Origin of the sequence: Pantoea sp. ARC270 (assembly GCF_003236725.1) — a bacterium.
GTDB classification, from domain to species: Bacteria; Pseudomonadota; Gammaproteobacteria; order Enterobacterales; family Enterobacteriaceae; genus Pantoea; species Pantoea anthophila.
On the sequence record NZ_PUGA01000041.1, the window covers coordinates 92770 to 108782 of the forward strand.

18 protein-coding genes are annotated in these 16013 nt (G+C 54.0%); 6 read left to right on the plus strand and 12 right to left on the minus strand.

What is annotated here, in order from left to right; all coding sequences use genetic code 11:
• Nucleotides 1–78: 78 nt before the first annotated feature.
• Nucleotides 79–264, minus strand: coding sequence for a general stress protein (locus CKF42_RS17570; RefSeq protein WP_072215481.1), 186 nt, complete (start codon nt 262–264; stop codon nt 79–81).
• A 600-nt stretch (nt 265–864) separates the two neighbouring features.
• On the minus strand, nt 865–1557 hold the full coding sequence (locus tag CKF42_RS17575) for an SOS response-associated peptidase family protein (protein WP_111208779.1): 693 nt from the start codon (nt 1555–1557) through the stop codon (nt 865–867).
• 135 nt (nt 1558–1692) lie between these two features.
• On the opposite strand from CKF42_RS17575, the gene CKF42_RS17580 reads away from it, so the two are divergent.
• Nucleotides 1693–1896 (plus strand): hypothetical protein, encoded by a 204-nt coding sequence (locus CKF42_RS17580; protein WP_009092886.1) that lies wholly within the window; start codon nt 1693–1695, stop codon nt 1894–1896.
• A gap of 98 nt (nt 1897–1994) precedes the next feature.
• Here CKF42_RS17580 and CKF42_RS17585 read toward each other — a convergent pair whose 3' ends face one another.
• The 8 genes from CKF42_RS17585 to CKF42_RS17620 all read right to left on the minus strand — a co-directional run bounded on the left by CKF42_RS17585 (nt 1995) and on the right by CKF42_RS17620 (nt 8861).
• On the minus strand, nt 1995–2687 hold the full coding sequence (locus tag CKF42_RS17585; protein ID WP_111208780.1) for an amino acid ABC transporter permease: 693 nt from the start codon (nt 2685–2687) through the stop codon (nt 1995–1997).
• Between the two features lie 16 nt (nt 2688–2703).
• The gene (locus CKF42_RS17590; protein WP_199559888.1) at nt 2704–3393 is read right to left on the minus strand and encodes an amino acid ABC transporter permease; all 690 of its coding nucleotides are present in this window, start codon (nt 3391–3393) and stop codon (nt 2704–2706) included.
• 79 nt (nt 3394–3472) lie between these two features.
• Nucleotides 3473–4288 (minus strand): transporter substrate-binding domain-containing protein, encoded by an 816-nt coding sequence (locus CKF42_RS17595; protein WP_058957115.1) that lies wholly within the window; start codon nt 4286–4288, stop codon nt 3473–3475.
• A gap of 20 nt (nt 4289–4308) precedes the next feature.
• Nucleotides 4309–5046: an amino acid ABC transporter ATP-binding protein gene (locus CKF42_RS17600; RefSeq protein ID WP_111208782.1), complete on the minus strand. Its 738-nt coding sequence runs from the start codon at nt 5044–5046 to the stop codon at nt 4309–4311.
• A gap of 12 nt (nt 5047–5058) precedes the next feature.
• Nucleotides 5059–5625: a peroxidase-related enzyme gene (locus tag CKF42_RS17605; RefSeq protein ID WP_046102724.1), complete on the minus strand. Its 567-nt coding sequence runs from the start codon at nt 5623–5625 to the stop codon at nt 5059–5061.
• A complete protein-coding gene (locus CKF42_RS17610; protein ID WP_046102725.1) occupies nt 5622–6104 on the minus strand; it encodes a CMD domain-containing protein in 483 nt (160 codons plus the stop codon). Before CKF42_RS17610 ends, CKF42_RS17605 begins: the two co-directional genes overlap by 4 nt.
• Entirely contained in the window at nt 6101–7555 is a 1455-nt protein-coding gene (locus CKF42_RS17615) for an NAD(P)-binding domain-containing protein (RefSeq protein ID WP_111208783.1), read from the minus strand. Before CKF42_RS17615 ends, CKF42_RS17610 begins: the two co-directional genes overlap by 4 nt.
• A 346-nt stretch (nt 7556–7901) precedes the next feature.
• Entirely contained in the window at nt 7902–8861 is a 960-nt protein-coding gene (locus CKF42_RS17620; RefSeq protein ID WP_111208784.1) for a LysR family transcriptional regulator, read from the minus strand.
• Nucleotides 8862–9107: 246 nt separating this feature from the next.
• Between CKF42_RS17620 and CKF42_RS17625 the strand changes: the two genes are divergently transcribed.
• The gene (locus CKF42_RS17625; protein ID WP_111208785.1) at nt 9108–9809 is read left to right on the plus strand and encodes an aspartate/glutamate racemase family protein; all 702 of its coding nucleotides are present in this window, start codon (nt 9108–9110) and stop codon (nt 9807–9809) included.
• A gap of 102 nt (nt 9810–9911) precedes the next feature.
• Here CKF42_RS17625 and CKF42_RS17630 read toward each other — a convergent pair whose 3' ends face one another.
• On the minus strand, nt 9912–11390 hold the full coding sequence (locus tag CKF42_RS17630) for a SulP family inorganic anion transporter (RefSeq protein ID WP_111208786.1): 1479 nt from the start codon (nt 11388–11390) through the stop codon (nt 9912–9914).
• Between the two features lie 520 nt (nt 11391–11910).
• Between CKF42_RS17630 and CKF42_RS17635 the strand changes: the two genes are divergently transcribed.
• A complete protein-coding gene (locus CKF42_RS17635) occupies nt 11911–13194 on the plus strand; it encodes a DUF2254 domain-containing protein (protein ID WP_369974606.1) in 1284 nt (427 codons plus the stop codon).
• A 173-nt stretch (nt 13195–13367) separates the two neighbouring features.
• On the opposite strand, the gene CKF42_RS17640 is transcribed toward CKF42_RS17635, so the two are convergent.
• Nucleotides 13368–13547, minus strand: a complete 180-nt coding sequence (locus CKF42_RS17640; protein WP_009092874.1) for a general stress protein — start codon at nt 13545–13547, stop codon at nt 13368–13370.
• 1129 nt (nt 13548–14676) lie between these two features.
• Between CKF42_RS17640 and CKF42_RS17645 the strand changes: the two genes are divergently transcribed.
• The 3 genes from CKF42_RS17645 (at nt 14677) to CKF42_RS21255 (ending at nt 15787) form a co-directional block, all read left to right on the plus strand.
• Nucleotides 14677–15045, plus strand: coding sequence for a hypothetical protein (locus CKF42_RS17645; RefSeq protein WP_111208788.1), 369 nt, complete (start codon nt 14677–14679; stop codon nt 15043–15045).
• Nucleotides 15046–15109: 64 nt separating this feature from the next.
• The gene (locus CKF42_RS21105) at nt 15110–15403 is read left to right on the plus strand and encodes a hypothetical protein (protein ID WP_071987830.1); all 294 of its coding nucleotides are present in this window, start codon (nt 15110–15112) and stop codon (nt 15401–15403) included.
• 132 nt (nt 15404–15535) lie between these two features.
• Nucleotides 15536–15787, plus strand: coding sequence for a hypothetical protein (locus CKF42_RS21255; protein ID WP_199559887.1), 252 nt, complete (start codon nt 15536–15538; stop codon nt 15785–15787).
• Nucleotides 15788–16013: the final 226 nt, after the last annotated feature.

Below are 16013 nucleotides of genomic sequence, written 5' to 3' on the forward strand. Positions count from 1 at the left end.
AGGGCGGGAGAAAATGAACTCTGCACGGCACAAAGTTCCGGACAAAATAGATCTGAATACCGTGCAGAAATAGCGGAGTCAGGCACGGGTTTCCTGCGTTTTACCGCGACGGCTCACTGAACCCCCTTTACGTCCCGCTTCAACGGCCCGTTCAGGGTTATTTTTAAAATTCCCACTACTGGCTTTTCCGCCAATCCGTCCCGCTTCTGAAGCCCGCTGGGGATTTTCTGCGAAATTACCCGATCCGCCTCTGTGCTTGTTCATATTCATCTCACTTTTAATGTTAATGACTTAACAAGCGTGGTTTGAATGGTGTTTAAACACAACTTTTTATTATTAATTTCTTCAGGAAATAATCGCGCTGATTATTCCCGTTTCGATTAAAAATAAATATATAGTCTTTATAAGCAATAGCTTCACCCTGATATCTGTACCGGGCCGAAATTCACTGTATAGTTTCTTCCATGAGCTTTTAAGACGATTCTTAGCCCCGCCAATTACTCAGATAACCTGCTGACTGATCAGGATGTTAAATAATCTTACGAGCATGATGCTACGCATAAAATCAGCAAGAGTGGCGCTAAAAGAAGAAAATCACAGACTGTTTTTACGAAATAAAGCGTAAGCGGCAAAAAAATAAAAAGCAGGAATGAGACAAAATCGTGAAGCTGGAATTTTCAGTAAATGTTTCCTGTTTCCGGTCCAGCCGTTGTCATGGATGGCAGATAAATGAACTGCGCCAGTAAAGTACCGCTTCCCTTAAAATGTGGCAATCTGTCAGAGGGCCAGGAGCAATCCCGAATCGATGAAAATAAATTTTACGGGATTACTGCCAGCGGCGCGGGACGCAATCCGGAAATCAATTCAATCTGCGTTTCCGACTGAGTCAGGTTCAATGGCCTCAATCAGAGATTTACCCTGATTATGAATGTTGCCGACTTTGCGGGTAACAGGATGCCAGGTAAAGGCCGTCTCAGGTAAGGCTGCGTCACGTGCGATCTCCTGCGCACGTTCTGGCGTGGTTTCTGCACTCAGCCATTCGCGTACTGCATCGGCACGCAAAACCAGCGGGCGACGGTCATGAATATCGACCATGCCTTGATTGCTCGCGGCCGTTACGATGACAAACCCCTCGCGCCCGTGATCCCTGCCGTAAGGCGCCCTGCCAATCGCAGCAAAGAACAGCGGCTCCTGCTTTTTATGGCAGATAAAATAGGGCTGTTTTGCTTTGCCGTCCCTCTTCCACTCAAACCAGCCATCTGCCGGAACAATGGCGCGTCCATGCTCCCAGAGAGGTTTAAACATACGCCCTGTGGCAGCCGTCTCACCCCGCGCATTGATGAGTGGCTGCTTGTGCCACCACTCCGGACCATAACCCCAGTTGACCGGGTCAAAGTGGATCTCCTCCTCCCGCTCATTGAGCAGCAGGACGTTTGTTCCAGGCGCAACGTTGTAGCGCCCTATCGGTTCCGGATCGTAAATGACCTCATCGGGCGTCAGCCCCAGTGCGTCAAAGTATTCATCTCTGCTGCTGTACTGCGCAAACCGTCCACACATAGTCACCTCCTCTGCAAAGGATAGTGTGTTACGGGCAGGCCGCTCAGGCTATTTTCAGGATGCGCTACTCTTATTCTGGTCAGCGTCAGCGAATACTGAGGTCACGACGCAGCTCATCAGAAAGAGGACGCGAAAATGAAAATTACGGTGGTTTTTGAAGATACAGGCGTGGAAGAAGAGCATGACTTTGACGCGAAACCCCGCGCAGGCGATTTAATTACGTTGCCGCGCGACGGAAAAGGAGAGGATTTTATCGTGCTGATTGAGCCCGATCCTGATCACACGCATGACGATGGCCGCGACGGACATCCCACTAAGGCCAGGGTCCGGCCTGCGTAGTGCCCCATTTGATCAAAATCGGCGAACCTGCGTTTAACCGATCCTGGCCGCCCGGCATATGCCACACCGGGCGGCCCTTCATGACAACGCAATAACCATCAGGTGCGCACGCGCAGTGCGGCCTCAATCCTGTCGGCAATTTTCGTGACCATATAGGCAATCACCATGTAGAACGCTGCCGCAATCAGGAAGGCTTCGAGATAGTAGAAGTTCAGGGCTGCCGTTAACTGGGCCTGAGCAAAAATATCCACCACTTCGATGGCAAACGCCAGCGACAGGGCTTTCATGATCACCATAAACGCATTCGCCAGGTCGGGGATTGCCGCCACGATGATCTGTGGAAACATCACCCGATGGAACAGCTGTCCGCCGCTGTAGCCGAGCGATAAGGCGGCATCCGACTGACCGCTGTCGAACGAATTCAGCGCGCCTTTCCACACTTCAGCCTGGAACGCCGCTACGCAGGCACTCAGCGCCACAATGATGATGACCCAGTTCGGCAGCGAGTGAGCATTGACCGCTATTCCGGACAGCGTGGCGACAAAGTGGAGCGCCGGGGGCAGACCGTAGTAGGCGAGAAAAATCACCACCACCATCGGCACACCTTTGAAGGCAATTTTGTAGGCGATGACCAGCTGCCGCAGCACCGGGATGCGCTGATACTCAATAAAGGCAAACAGTCCGCCCAGCAGCGTCGAACAGATGAATATCGTCACGGCCATCAGCAGCGTTACCGGCACCGCATCCAGAATGCTCCAGAAGTCCGGCAGTAACACCTCAGCATCAAACATAGTTTTTCTCCCCTGCTCAGACGCTGGTGGTGAACTTCACGCGCGGTGCAGACTTAGCGCTGTACTTCGCATGACGTTGTTCGAAGAAGCGGATAACCAGCCACGCCACACCGCACAGCAGTGAATAGAGCACGGCCAGCACCAGATAGGTGCCGAACTGATACTGGTTGTAATCGCGTTCCATAATCAGGTGCGCGGTCGCCATCACATCAGCTGCACCGATGTACATCACCAGCGCCACATTATGAATCAGATAGATAATGGCATTTCCGTAGCCCGGCAGCGCAAAGTGCACCGCCTGTGGGCCGATGACACGCAGCATTTTCTGACGGAAGCTGTAGCCCAGGCTGTCGGTGGCATCGTGCTGACCCCGCTCAACCGCAAGATAGGCCGGGCGCATCACTTCCGACAGGTAACCCCCGTGATAGAGGCTCAGGCCGATCATCGCCGCCACGTTGGCGGTGAAAAAGTCGCGAAAACCGAAGTTATCGGTAATCAGTGGCATGCCGTAGAAGGCGACAAACAGCTGCAGCACCACGGGCACGCTGCGCGCGTAAGAGACATAGAGATCGGCCAGCTGGCTGATCACGGGAAGACGGCGCACGCGGAAAAACGTGACGATAAGCGCCAGAAAGAACCCGATAATCATCGCCACAAACATGATGCCGAGCGTCAGAGGCAGCGCCGACAGCAGTTCTGGGATCATGGAGGATAGATTCACGGTGAAACACTCCTGCTAAAAAGGACAGCCTGCGCCCGATCTGACACCGGGCGCAGTGAATCTGTTACTTCATGTACTTCGTCACGTCTTCGCCAAACCATTTCTGCGCCAGCTTATCCAGCGTGCCATCCGCTTTCAGCGCCTTTAACGATTGAGCGATGTCATCACTCAGCGCCTGATTCTCAGCGGAGCGGTGGATCAGCACATAGGTGTTATTAATCACCACCGGCTCACTGGCTTTGATTGCCAGCTTCTGGTTGTCGATGACCGTCTGCTCACCCAGATTTGACGGCAGGATCAGCGCGTCATATTTCCCGTTCTGCACCTCTTTCAGGCGATCCGGGTAAGGCACACCCGCGCTGGACGCTTTGATGGTGATTTTGTCGTTCGGGTTATCCTGCTGCCACTGGGTGACAAACTTATAGACACCGCCGCCTGCGGTCACCGGCACGATATTCTTACCGACCAGATCTTTCATGCCGTTGATGTTGCTGTCGCTACGACTGTAAATCTTCATCAGACTGGCACCGATCGGTGCATCCGGGATCAGGAACTGTTTGCTGCGGGCAGGCGCTTTATAATATCCGCCCGTCGCCATGTCATATTTGCCGGTCACCAGGCCGGTTTCCTGGGCGATATCCGCCGCGCCTTCCATCACAAATTTATACTGTGGCAGTTTCGCGTTGATCGCTCTCAGTACGTCCGGCTCGTAGCCCTGTGGCTCATGGCCGATTGCGCCCCATGACAGGGGTTTGGACTCTGCTGCGGTAGCGATCTTAATGGTGCGAACGGCATCCGCAAAGCTGTTACCGCTGATCAGGGCCAGTGCGATGATGCCAGGCGCGGCCAGGCGACGTAATGTGGTTTTGATTGCAGGCATGTCTCTGACTCCTGTGTTTATTAGAATACTTTTTCTGAGTTGAGGAACTGGGCAAGGCGCCGCAGCGTGGGGTTATCAAACATCTCTGCTGGCGTCCCCTGCGCAGCCACCACACCCTGATCCATAAACACGATGCGGTTCGAAATGCTCTTCGCAAACTGCATTTCGTGCGTCACCAGCAGCGAGGTAATGCCGGATGACGCCACATCTTTGATCACTTTAAGCACTTCCCCCACCAGCTCGGGATCGAGCGATGAGGTCGGTTCATCAAACAGCATCACGTCGGGACGGACTGCCAGCGCCCGGGCGATACCCGTACGCTGTAACTGCCCGCCAGACAGCTGTGACGGATAGTGATGGTGCTTCGCCCCCAGGCCTACGCGCTCCAGCTCCTGCACGGCGATGTCGCGCGCCTGCTGTCGGGTTTTACGCTGGATGACGATCAGCGGGTCCATCACGTTCTCCAGCACCGTCATGTTCTTGAAGACGTTAAACTGCTGAAACACCATGGCGGTACGCAGACGGATCGCCTGAATCGCCGCTTTGTCGGGAGACTGATAATCCATGCGGATCTGATCGAGCTGAATCGTCCCCGCGGAGGGCTTCGCCAGATAGTTGATGCAGCGCAGCAGCGTGGTTTTCCCGGTGCCGCTTGGCCCGATGATCGACACCACATCGCCACGTTTGACCGACAGGTCGACGCCTTTAAGAATCGGGTTGCTGCCGTAAGCGAGCGTAATATTGTTGAGTTCTAACATCCGGTGCAGCCCTTATTTGTTCAGGTCAGCATGGCCGAGCACATGCATCAGACGGTTGGCCCAGCCAAAGATGGCAATGGCGTGGATGAGATCGATGATCTCCTGATCGTTCATGCCGACAGCGCGCAGAGCGGCCACATCGTCCGGCGTCGCCTCAGAGGGCGTGACCGATAAACGACGGGCAAAGTGATAGATCGCCGCGTCGCGTTCACCTAATACATCGGCCCTGTCGAAGTAGACCGCACTGACCACCGCGTCATTCCCGGCCAGCTGGGCATGACGGCGCGCATGCACCACCGCACAGTAGCGACAACCGTTGACGATGGATGCACCGAGCGCGCCCAGCTCTCGATCCGCGCGGTCCAGTCCCCCTTCAACATACATAATGGCGTTGAACAGGCCGGTGCGGGCGGTGTAACTTTCAGGATCGTGCACCAGCGTGCGCACGTACTCTGAGATTTTCTTGTTGGAGGGCGTCACCTTCATCGCATCAAGCTGCGCCGGTGTCGCCTGTTCAACCTCGACCGGCGTGATATAGGGATGCCAGTGCAGTGGTTTAAGGTTAACTGACGGAATCATGCGGACCTCATCAGGCGTAAGCCAGCCGCGACGCGCGTCTGGAAGTTAACAAAGGCGATCAGTTCCGAGAGCGCGACGATTTGCGGATTGCTTAACCCGGCCTGCTCAAGCAGCCGGATATGCTGTTCGGTCGCCTGAATGGGTTGCTGCGTCACCAGATCGGCATGGCGCACAATCGTTGCCAGCGGCTCTTCACTCACCCCACCGCCCGCGGCCAGGGTCAGCAGCACATCAGACGGGTTTAACGCAGCCAGCTGAGCCTGGTAATCCCGTTGCAGCGCGGCATCGTCGTTCTGGTGTGCCATGCGCTGGGCTAGCGCCAGACGCAGATCCGCCGGTAAACCCTGTTTATCTTCGGGTGCCAGCACGGACAGACGGCACGCTTCTGCACCCTCAACAAATTCGGGGCGCAGGCGGCGCGTCTGATACAACGCCTCATCGGGTGTTAACCCGGCTGCCTGATCAATAACGTCGATCACAACGCGTTCTCCTGTTTTAGTTGCGGGGTTGAATCCACCCATTCATCGCCCTGCAATTCAGGGGTGTCATAAGCCTGTAAACTGGCGAAGTGCTGTTCGACATCCTCGGCAAACAGCGAGGCCGTTATGCCGCGCACCAGACGATCGGCCCCCGCACTCACGGCCGGGATATCGCCGGAGACTTTGCCGTGCGTCAGCATCGCGGCATCGTTAAAGCAGTGGATGTGTGCCAGCATCGGGCAGGCCCCCGGCGTCACTTCGCGAAACTCAAAGGAAGGTCCCAGATCCGGCGCGTCCAGCAGGTTCTTACGTGCAGGCCCCATCTCTGGCTGATAGCGGCCGTCGGCCCAGCTGCGGATATGCGGCGCGATGGCAGCAAACTCCGGCCGGCCGTTGAAATCGTTGGTGAAACCGGTGGCGGCAATCAGGAAGTCGTAGCGCAGTGCGCCCTGGGTGGTTTCAATCACCAGGCCCTCTGCTTCCTGCCTGACGGCGTTAATGGCACAGTCGAGAAAGAAACGCGCATTGTCATGGCGGGAGACGCGCAGGGTTGACGCGCGAGGCGGCGGCGTTTGTGTCGCGGCGGTGTAGTCGACAAACTTCCATTTCCACGCATCCGGCAGAGAGTGCATGCCGTGTATCACCCCCTGGCTGCCGATGCCGGTCATCTTGTTGATACGCGGCATCGCCTTGCGCCGGATCAGCAGATCGACCGCTGCGGCACCCTGCTCCAGTGCGGTAGCGGCGTTATCCATTGACGACGCGCCTGCTCCAATTACCGCCACGCGTTTGCCCTGTAACGCCGCAAAATCGATCTCATCGGCGGAGTGTGCCCAGAACCGGCGATCAATACCCTGCAGGAAATCCGGAACGGCAAACCCGCCCAGTCCTGAACGTCCGGTAGCCAGCACCAGACGACGTGTGTAAACACGGCCGGTTTCGGCGCCGTCCAGATCCAGCGCAATGACATCTCCGGCCTGTGCGATAGTGCAGACCCGCACGTTGTTCTGCACCGGCAGATTCAGCACCCTGCGATACCAGATCAGATAATCCATCCACTGCGCTTTAGGGATTTTATCCAGCGCCTGCCAGGCTTCCTTGCCCCACTGCGCCGTAAACCATGCGCGGAAGGTCAGCGGTGCAAGACCCAGTGCCGGGCCCTGCAGCGTTTTCGGCGAGCGCAGGGTTTCCATGCGTGCAAAGGTCACCCAGGGGCCTTCCCGCCCTGCCGGTGCGGCGTCATACGCCACCACATTGCTGATGCCGGTGAGCTGTAATTTAGCGAGCGCAGCCAGACCGCACATACCGGCACCGATGACCACGACATCGCGAACCGGCGCCCCCTGCCAGGTGCGCTCCGGCACCCAGGATTTGGCGGGCAGTTCCAGACATTCCAGATCCTGCTGCAGCTGAGCTTCAAGCGCGGCAAGGCCTTTGGCGGCATACGTCATATAAAGATTTCCCTGGTGTCAGCGATCGCCGGATAGCGGGCGAAAACGATTAAAACGCGCCGATGACCCTGCTTTTTATTATCTTAAAAACACATAGTAAGCGGATAAGAATCATCATAACGCATAGTAAGAACTCAGTTTTCGCATATTCCTCTTGCCCCAAATCGGAGTCAAGAAGCACGCTCACCCATTGACCAATGGATTTCTTATATCTTATGCCGTATAAGTTATAAGTATTGAAATTACAGGGATTATTCAGAAGCCTGCGCCCGGCTAACCCTGACGGGTATCTGTTAATTTTGGCAGGACGAGAGGTCACCCTGCCGGGTGACCGGGAGAGGCGGTGTTAATTCTGGTTGATAATACGCATGATGCGGGGATGTTCACTGGCTGTCAGACGTTCAAACCCCGGCAACAGGTGTGCGGCAGCATCGGCCAGGGCCTCCACCAGCGCCTGGGCCGCACTGGAAATCTGGCGGCCCTGCGGGGTGATGACGCCAAAGAAGTATGGAATATCTTCCTGAATCGGGCGGATTGCCACACCGGCCAGCGGCATCCCCCAGCCCGTTACCGGTTCGAGGATCGCCACGCCTAATCCAGCCCGCACGCAGCCCAGGATATTGGCCGAGGAGTTGGTTTCAATGGTTTCCAGCAGCGGGGCCCTGACCTTTTTCAGCGCTTTTTCATAGCGTCCGCGTAAGCGCTGCGGGCTGAAGGGAGCGATCAGCCGGCGGCCTGCCAGCTGGCTCAGCGAAAGCTCACTGTTCGCCGCCAGCTCATCCTCTTCCGGCAGCGCCACGACGCACTGCGACTGTCCAATCCAGTGCAGTTCAACCGCATGATGTTCCAGCGGCAGACTGCATAAACCGATGTCAGCCTCTGCGGTGATCACCGCGTGCGCCGTCTGAACGGCAGATTCACTGATGATCTGGACTTTGTTCTGCAGGTTGAGTGCGGCCAGCGCCTGCGGCAGTAATCCCGCCGCCAGCGCAGGCGTAGCAGCAATACTGAGCGGGCGATGCTGCTGATGCGCAATCTCCTGGGCGCGTAAGCGGATCTGCTGCAAAGAGAGCAGTGCTTTTTGCACATACTGATGCAGCTGTAACGCCTCTTCAGAGGGATGAATGCGTGGGCCGTTGCGGATAAACAGAGGGTAGCCCAGCGACTGCTCCAGCTCCTGAATCAGACGGGAAACAGCGGGCTGCGAGCGGTTCAGTGCTTTGGCTGCCGCCGTGACGCTGCCCGCAGAAATTACCGCCGAGAAGGCCTCCAGCTGACGCAGATCGAGGTCATTTAACATGGTCATCGCGAAGATACTTCCCTGAGTCGTTGATCGTTCCCGACAGAGAGTCGGAAAAAAGTCATCATAGAGAGAGTGTGCAGAATTAGCCACCACGAGCAATCTGCGGGGCAGCGCAGTCCGTCATCCGCCATCACCCTGCTGCGTGTGAACTCTGGTAAAGAGATAACGGAAATGTCACCCTTCCATGATGCTGATTACTCAGGAAGGTCCGGGTATCCGGAAAGAGAATTAAGGAAAGGAGACGCTGGCGTGACGGTTTCTATAGGTGTACTTGCAGGTATGGGACCCCGTTCTACGGCCCCGTTCATTGATATGCTGGTGACAGAGTGCCAGCTGGGCTATGGTGCAAAATATGATCTGGATTTTCCTAAAATGCATATCATCTCTTTGCCGACCCCGTTCTGGCCCGGCAGGGACATTGACGATCACGCTATGGTTACCGCCCTGCAGGAGGGCATTGCCGACCTTGTTAAGGCCAGAGTCAGCCTGATAGCCGTTCCCTGTAATCTTGCACACTGCTATTTCGCCGAAATGAAAAAGGCCTGTGGAGATATTCCCCTTCTTCATATTGCAGAGAGTGCCCTGGCGTCGCTACCCGCAGAAGCCAGCAGAATCGCAGTACTGGCGACAGAACCTACCCTCGAAGCCGGTTTCTATCAGGCACGCATAAAAGCGTCTGGCCGCGAGATGATTGATTCACAGCGGCTTCGTGAAATGACAACAGCTTTAATCGGGCAAGTGAAAGCAAAAGGCTTCCAGGATGCTGAGGTGCAGGCAGGATGGAAGACGTTAGTCGCTGAAGTGGAAAGGCTTGAGGCAGAGGCGCTTCTGATTGCCTGTACCGATCTCAGCCCCCTGATAAAGGATCACTCTTACCGCTTTACCATTGCCGATACTGCAGCAACGCTGTCCAGGGCAACCATCCAGACCTTCAGGCTGCTAAGTGGTTAAAGATAAAAAAGATCCAATGCCGTGGTGATCGCCACGGCATTGCGCTTTCAACTGATGACACGGCTGGAAGCCGATCCTGTATCACCATAAATCATCAATGAATTAGTGGCCGCTCATCAGCTTTTTTACCTCTTCAGGTTTGTCATGCACGCCGAACCGGTCAACCAGCGTCCGGGTCGCGTCGTTCATTCCCCTGATGTCGACATCGGTGCCCTCACGGCGAAACTTAATCACAATGCGGTCCAGCGCATTGACTGCGGTGATATCCCAGAAATGGGCGTGCGTCACGTCGATCACCACACGATCCAGCTTCTCGCGAAAATCGAAATGGCGGGTAAACCGGTCAGCTGAGGCAAAGAAGAGTTGTCCGCTCACGGTATAGGTGCGGGTATTGCCCTCTACGGCAGAGGAAACGGCCATAAAGTGGGCCACCTTAGTGGCAAAGTTCAGTGATGCAATCAGTACCCCGGTCAGCACGCCAAAGGCCAGATTATGGGTGGCGACCACCACGGCCACGGTCGCCAGCATCACGACGCTGCTTGAAAGCGGGTGGGTGCGCAGGTTCGCAAGGGATTGCCATGAAAAGGTGCCGAAGGAAACCATAATCATCACCGCAACCAGCGCCGCCATGGGTATCTGCGACACCCAGTCGCGCAGAAATACCACCATTAACAGCAGCACCACGCCCGCCGTAAGCGTGGAAAGCCGTCCCCGCCCACCCGATTTAACATTGATTACCGACTGGCCAATCATGGCACAGCCCGCCATCCCGCCAATAAACGAAGTGCAGATATTGGCAATACCCTGTGCTTTGCACTCGCGGTTCTTGTCACTCGCTGTGTCGGTCATGTCATCCACAATCGTGGCGGTCATCATGGATTCCAGCAGCCCTACCACGGCCAGCCCCGCCGAGTACGGCAGAATGATCAGCAGGGTCTCAAGGTTAAGCGGAATATCCGGAATGAGAAACACCGGCAGGCTGTCAGGCAGTTTACCCATATCGCCCACCGTGCGAACGTCCAGGTGCAGCCATACAGAGATAGCGGTCAGCACGATGATGCAGACCAGGGGGGAAGGAATCGTTTTATTCAGGTACGGGAAGAGATAAATAATGCCGAGCCCGGCAGCGGTGAGCGCATAGACGTGCCAGGTGACATGCGTCAGCTCCGGTAACTGCGCCATAAATATCAGTATCGCCAGTGCGTTCACGAAGCCGGTCACTACCGAGCGCGACACGTAGCGCATCAGGCTGCCGAGCTTGAGATATCCGGCTATCAGCTGGAACACGCCCGTCAGCACAGAGGCCGCAAGCAGATATTCCAGTCCGTGGTCTTTAACCAGCGTGACCATCAGCAGTGCCATCGCACCGGTTGAGGAGGAGATCATCGCCGGGCGGCCACCAAAGAAGGCCATGACGATGGGAATACAGAAGGCGGAATAGAGGCCGACCTGGGGATCGACACCAGCAATGATGGAAAAAGCGATCGCTTCCGGAATAAGGGCGAGCGCGACAACAATACCGGCAAGGACGTCACCACGGACGTTACCCAGCCAGTCCTTACGCGTCGAGGACAGCAGCATAATAATTTCTCAGATTTTGAATAAAGTCAGCCCGCAGGGGCAATAATTTTCAGATACGAAAAGATCCATCCGCAGACGGGATGTTCAGGGCGCGCAGCTGAGCGGGCTCAGTGCGACAGAGGAGGGGTAAGACTCAGGGTGGCGTAAGACGCATGATTTTAGGTTCTCCTTTACGGCTACAAAGTGCCTTCAGGACGGAAGTCATCCCGCGCAATGCTGTTCTGAACGCGGGCCGTGATATCTGATCAGAGCGAAAAGCTGAACAGACAGACCCGTTACTATAAACGAAAGCCATGACCGATCAACCCCGCTTGCAACAGGTCAGCGCCTTTCCGCGCAGGGCGAGCGGGTGTCAATGCGCCAATCCGTGGCTATTCTTACCTTGCAACCAGCGAGCTCTGTAAGCGAGGCGTCTGCCCGGTCCAATGGTCAGAAAAGAGAGGCGACAGAGTGGTTTTGTGAGGACAGCGGACGAAGGCCTGATGTGAAGCCGCGACGATAAACTGATTAAAAAGGTGACATGATGTCTAAAACGCGGTGGCTTCTTCTCCGGCTGACCCGACAGCTCTGGTTTCGCAGTTCATTATTCGCGCTGCTGGCGATTATCACTGCCCTTGTCGCTATCGCCATTAAACCCTTTATACCGGTTTCGGTATCAGGGATTGTAGGCAGTGACGCAGTCGATAAGATCCTGACGATACTCGCCTCAAGTATGCTGGCCGTCACCACTTTCTCGCTCAATATCGTGGTTACGGCTTATAACTCTGCCAGCAGCAGCGTGACGCCACGCGCTACGGTGCTGCTGCTTGAAGATGGCACAACGCAGAATGTGCTGGCGACCTTTATTGGCTCCTTTCTTTACAGCCTGGTGGGCATCATCGCCCTTGGCATGGGCGCCTATGGTACCCAGGGGCGGGTGATTCTCTTTTTTGTCACCCTGGTGGTCATTGCCACGATTGTCGTAACGCTGCTGCGCTGGATACAGCATCTGGCCCAGTTTGGCTGCATGTCTGACACATCACATCGCGTCGAAGAAGCCACCACGGCAGCCCTCCACGATCGCCTCCGGCAACCCTGTATGGGCTGCTCTGCCTGGAACGGTGTTCTGCCGGAGAATAGCGCCCCGCAGAGCATCTTTCATCCGCAGACCGGCTATCTGCAACATGTTGACCTGCAACATCTTTCCGACTTCGCTCAGGAGAACGACTGTCATCTTTATCTTGCCGCTCAGCCGGGCAGTTTTATTCATCAAGGCGCCCCGCTGCTCTGGTGCGATCGGCCACTGGAGGAGGATGAGATGCAGAGAGTGTGTCATGCCTTCACCCTGGGTGAGCAGCGTTCCTTTGAACAGGACCCCCGCTTTGGGCTGTGTGTCCTGTCCGAAATCGCCTCACGCGCGCTATCTCCGGCGGTTAACGATCCGGGCACTGCGATCGATATTATCGGCCGGGCGGTCAGGTTGTTCACCCTGCCCGCCTCTGCAGACTCTGCCACCACGCACTACCCGCGGCTCTTTATGCAGCCCGCACAAATCTGCGACATGTTTGACGATATTTTCACCGGGATTGCGCGCGATGGTGCCGCACTGGTCGAAGTTCAGTTGCGCCTGCAGAAGGCGCTGCACTCGCTGGCGGTGATTTCACCTCAACGTTATGCCGCAGAGGCGCAGCGCCATGCCCTGCTTGCGTTGACGCGTGCCAGTCACGCGATGCATTGTGAGGCAGACAAAGAGGCAGTTAAACGTGCTTATGGCTGGCACTATTTAAACGGGACGGGAATAAGTGAAGAAGAGAGCCTGATATGAAACAATATTGGCTGGCGGAGAAAGGATTTAATAAACATTGACAGTAACACTGCGGCAGCGATTATTTATTGATAATGGTTTCGTAAATTAACCCTCATCTCTCAATGTATTAAAAATGAAAGCCCCGGCAGGAATGCCGGGGCCTGAGGCTAAATCAGAATTAACATTTCTGATTATTCAGACTTACGTCCGCCCCCGTGGCTATTCTGGCCACCTTTTTTGCCCGCTTCTGAAGCTTTTTCACGGTCATTGGCGAAGTTACCGCCACTGTTTTGCCCGCCTTTTTTACCCGCTTCAGATGCTTTCTCAGGGTTTTCTGCAAAATTACCTGAACCACCACGATGTTCGGCCATATTATCCTCCTGGATAACTTTTCTAAAAATAGATGGTAACCGGCATGATAAATATCGCCAGCCGTATTCGTGTTGCACTGTTTATTCTAGAGGGGGCAAGGATGTTTGCAAGCGGACCCGTTTAAACTCTGCGGGGAAAAAGCATAAGCGAGACGCACGCCAGGCGAAATAAGCCAGACGACAGGGATGAAAATTTTAAAATTAAAACAAATTCTTATGACACTGAGTTGAAAGTTATATTTTCCGCACCCCGTTAATAAAATATTACCTTTGTTAAAATTTATAAAAACAGAGCACTGTGACGCTGTGCTGAAGCATGCTTGTTCAATCGAAAAGAGTTCAGGTGGGTTCTGACTCACTCATGCTGCAGAAAGAGTGGCAGATAAGCGTAACCGAGTCTGTAAAAGCCCGTATGATTTTACTCAGTTCCAGGTTCAGAAAAACACCAGGTGCAGTTTGTTAGCAGCCTGATGGATCTGCAGCGCGGCTTGGGGCGCCTGGCCATCCGCCGGAAACACACCTTAAGGATTCAGCCCTTTCAGTGGCTATCTCACAATAATTTACGCTGGCAAACAGTCTGTTTTAGTCAGAATCAGCAGGCGTTTTGACTCCTTTCTGATGTGCGATCCGCTTAACCCAGCTCCTCTGGATTCGTAGTGTATCTTCAGCGCGCCTGTTGAAGAGCCCTCCAGCCTCGCCGTGCCAGTTTGTCCTGAATGCAACAGATCTGCTCTTAAACAGTTTCTGCATTAATCATTAAATAATCAGAATTAAAGAGGTTACAACCTTCTGAAATGCAATTTTTTCATTAACTATCCAATTTTTTAGATAAACATAAAATTAATGCTTAATAAAAATGTAATACGTTTCAGCCTGTAAAAGCTGTTACCGTGAACTGTATATCACTTTCAGAGCTGGCCTGACAAAACAGCACCCGCCAGAAAGATACATTAAAGATCTAACAAACCTACCTGCTACTTTACACACAACAGTTAATCACCAGACACTTCTTATTACATCTGCATCCCTTCTCTTTTCATGCTTTTTTTAATTTACTTCAGGCAACCCCACGGCGGGGTTATCAGCAACGTGTTTTTTACTCATGTATTTCTTACTTTAAGGATGGACTATGAGACTCAATAAAATCACTTTTGCGTTAGGAGTTTTGCTAATTATGTCATCCCGGCTATCAGTCGCAGCGCTGTTGGACAGTGAGGCTATTAAATCCGACTCTGCGAAGCCCTATGTGTTAATCGGCGATGCGAATGGCGCTGCAGGTGCTGCAGGAGGTAATGGGGGGAATGGTGGGAATGATAATTCACCGGGAGCGCCAGGCGGGGATGGCGGCAATGGTGGTAATGGTGGTAATGCCGATAGCGGGAATGGCAGCAGCAATGGTAATGACAGTGGAGATAATAACGGTACCGGTAATGGTGACGGAAGCGATAATGGCGACGGAGATGGCGGAGGAGATAATGGTGGTGATGGTGGTTCATAACAGGCTGCTTTAATTTTAATACGCGGCGAATGATTTCTCCGCGTTTAATTTATGGAGATATAAAATGAAAGTTCGTTCATTAACCATCAATATAGTTATCCTTTCAACTATTTTAGTCAGTGCTTTGAATGCTCAGGCCTCAAACAGGCATCATCATAAACATAATGACTGCTCATATCTGAATGGGAAAGATGGCGGCACGACTAAAAGCGGTGACGCTAATGGTGAGAATGGCAGGCAAGGTGTGTCGGGAACCCCATGTATCAATGGCGGCAATGGCGGTAATGGCGGTAACACGCCTGATGGAAACGCAAATGGCGGAAACGGTGCGCCCGGAGCTAATGGAGCTAATGGATGAATAACAAAATAAATACATTTTTCTCGTTAAGCCTGTTTAGCGTAGTAATTCTCAACTCAATGACCAATGCCTGGGCAAACAAGGAGAAAAAAATTGTAATACCGGCTTCTCATTTGTTTCATCTGACAGCTGATGGCGGCAATGGTGGTGATGGCGGAAGTGGCTCAGCCGGGGGCAATGGCGGGAATGGTGGAAATGGCGGGAGTGGGCCTGATGGTGGCAATGGGGGCAACGGCGGGAATGGTGGAAATGGTAATAGTGCTGATTCACCCGGCGGGAACGGAGGTGACGGTGGTGATGGGGGCAGTAATAATTCACCTGGCGGAAATGGCGGTGACGGTGGAGATGGCGGGGATGGGGGGAACACTTAATCAGATAATGTAACAAGTTCATTTAAGGAGAGTCTGAATGCAATATTTTAGTTTGCGCGTCTTTTTAAAGTCATCAGTCATAATAACTCTCATAACACTTCGGGTATTAATTTTTTGCACACCTTCTATTCTGTTACCGGCATTAACTTTTGCCATTAGCTTTAATACTACCGCAGACGATGGAGATGGAGGTGATGGAGGTGATGGCTCCGGCAATGGTGACGGCGGTAACGGCGGAA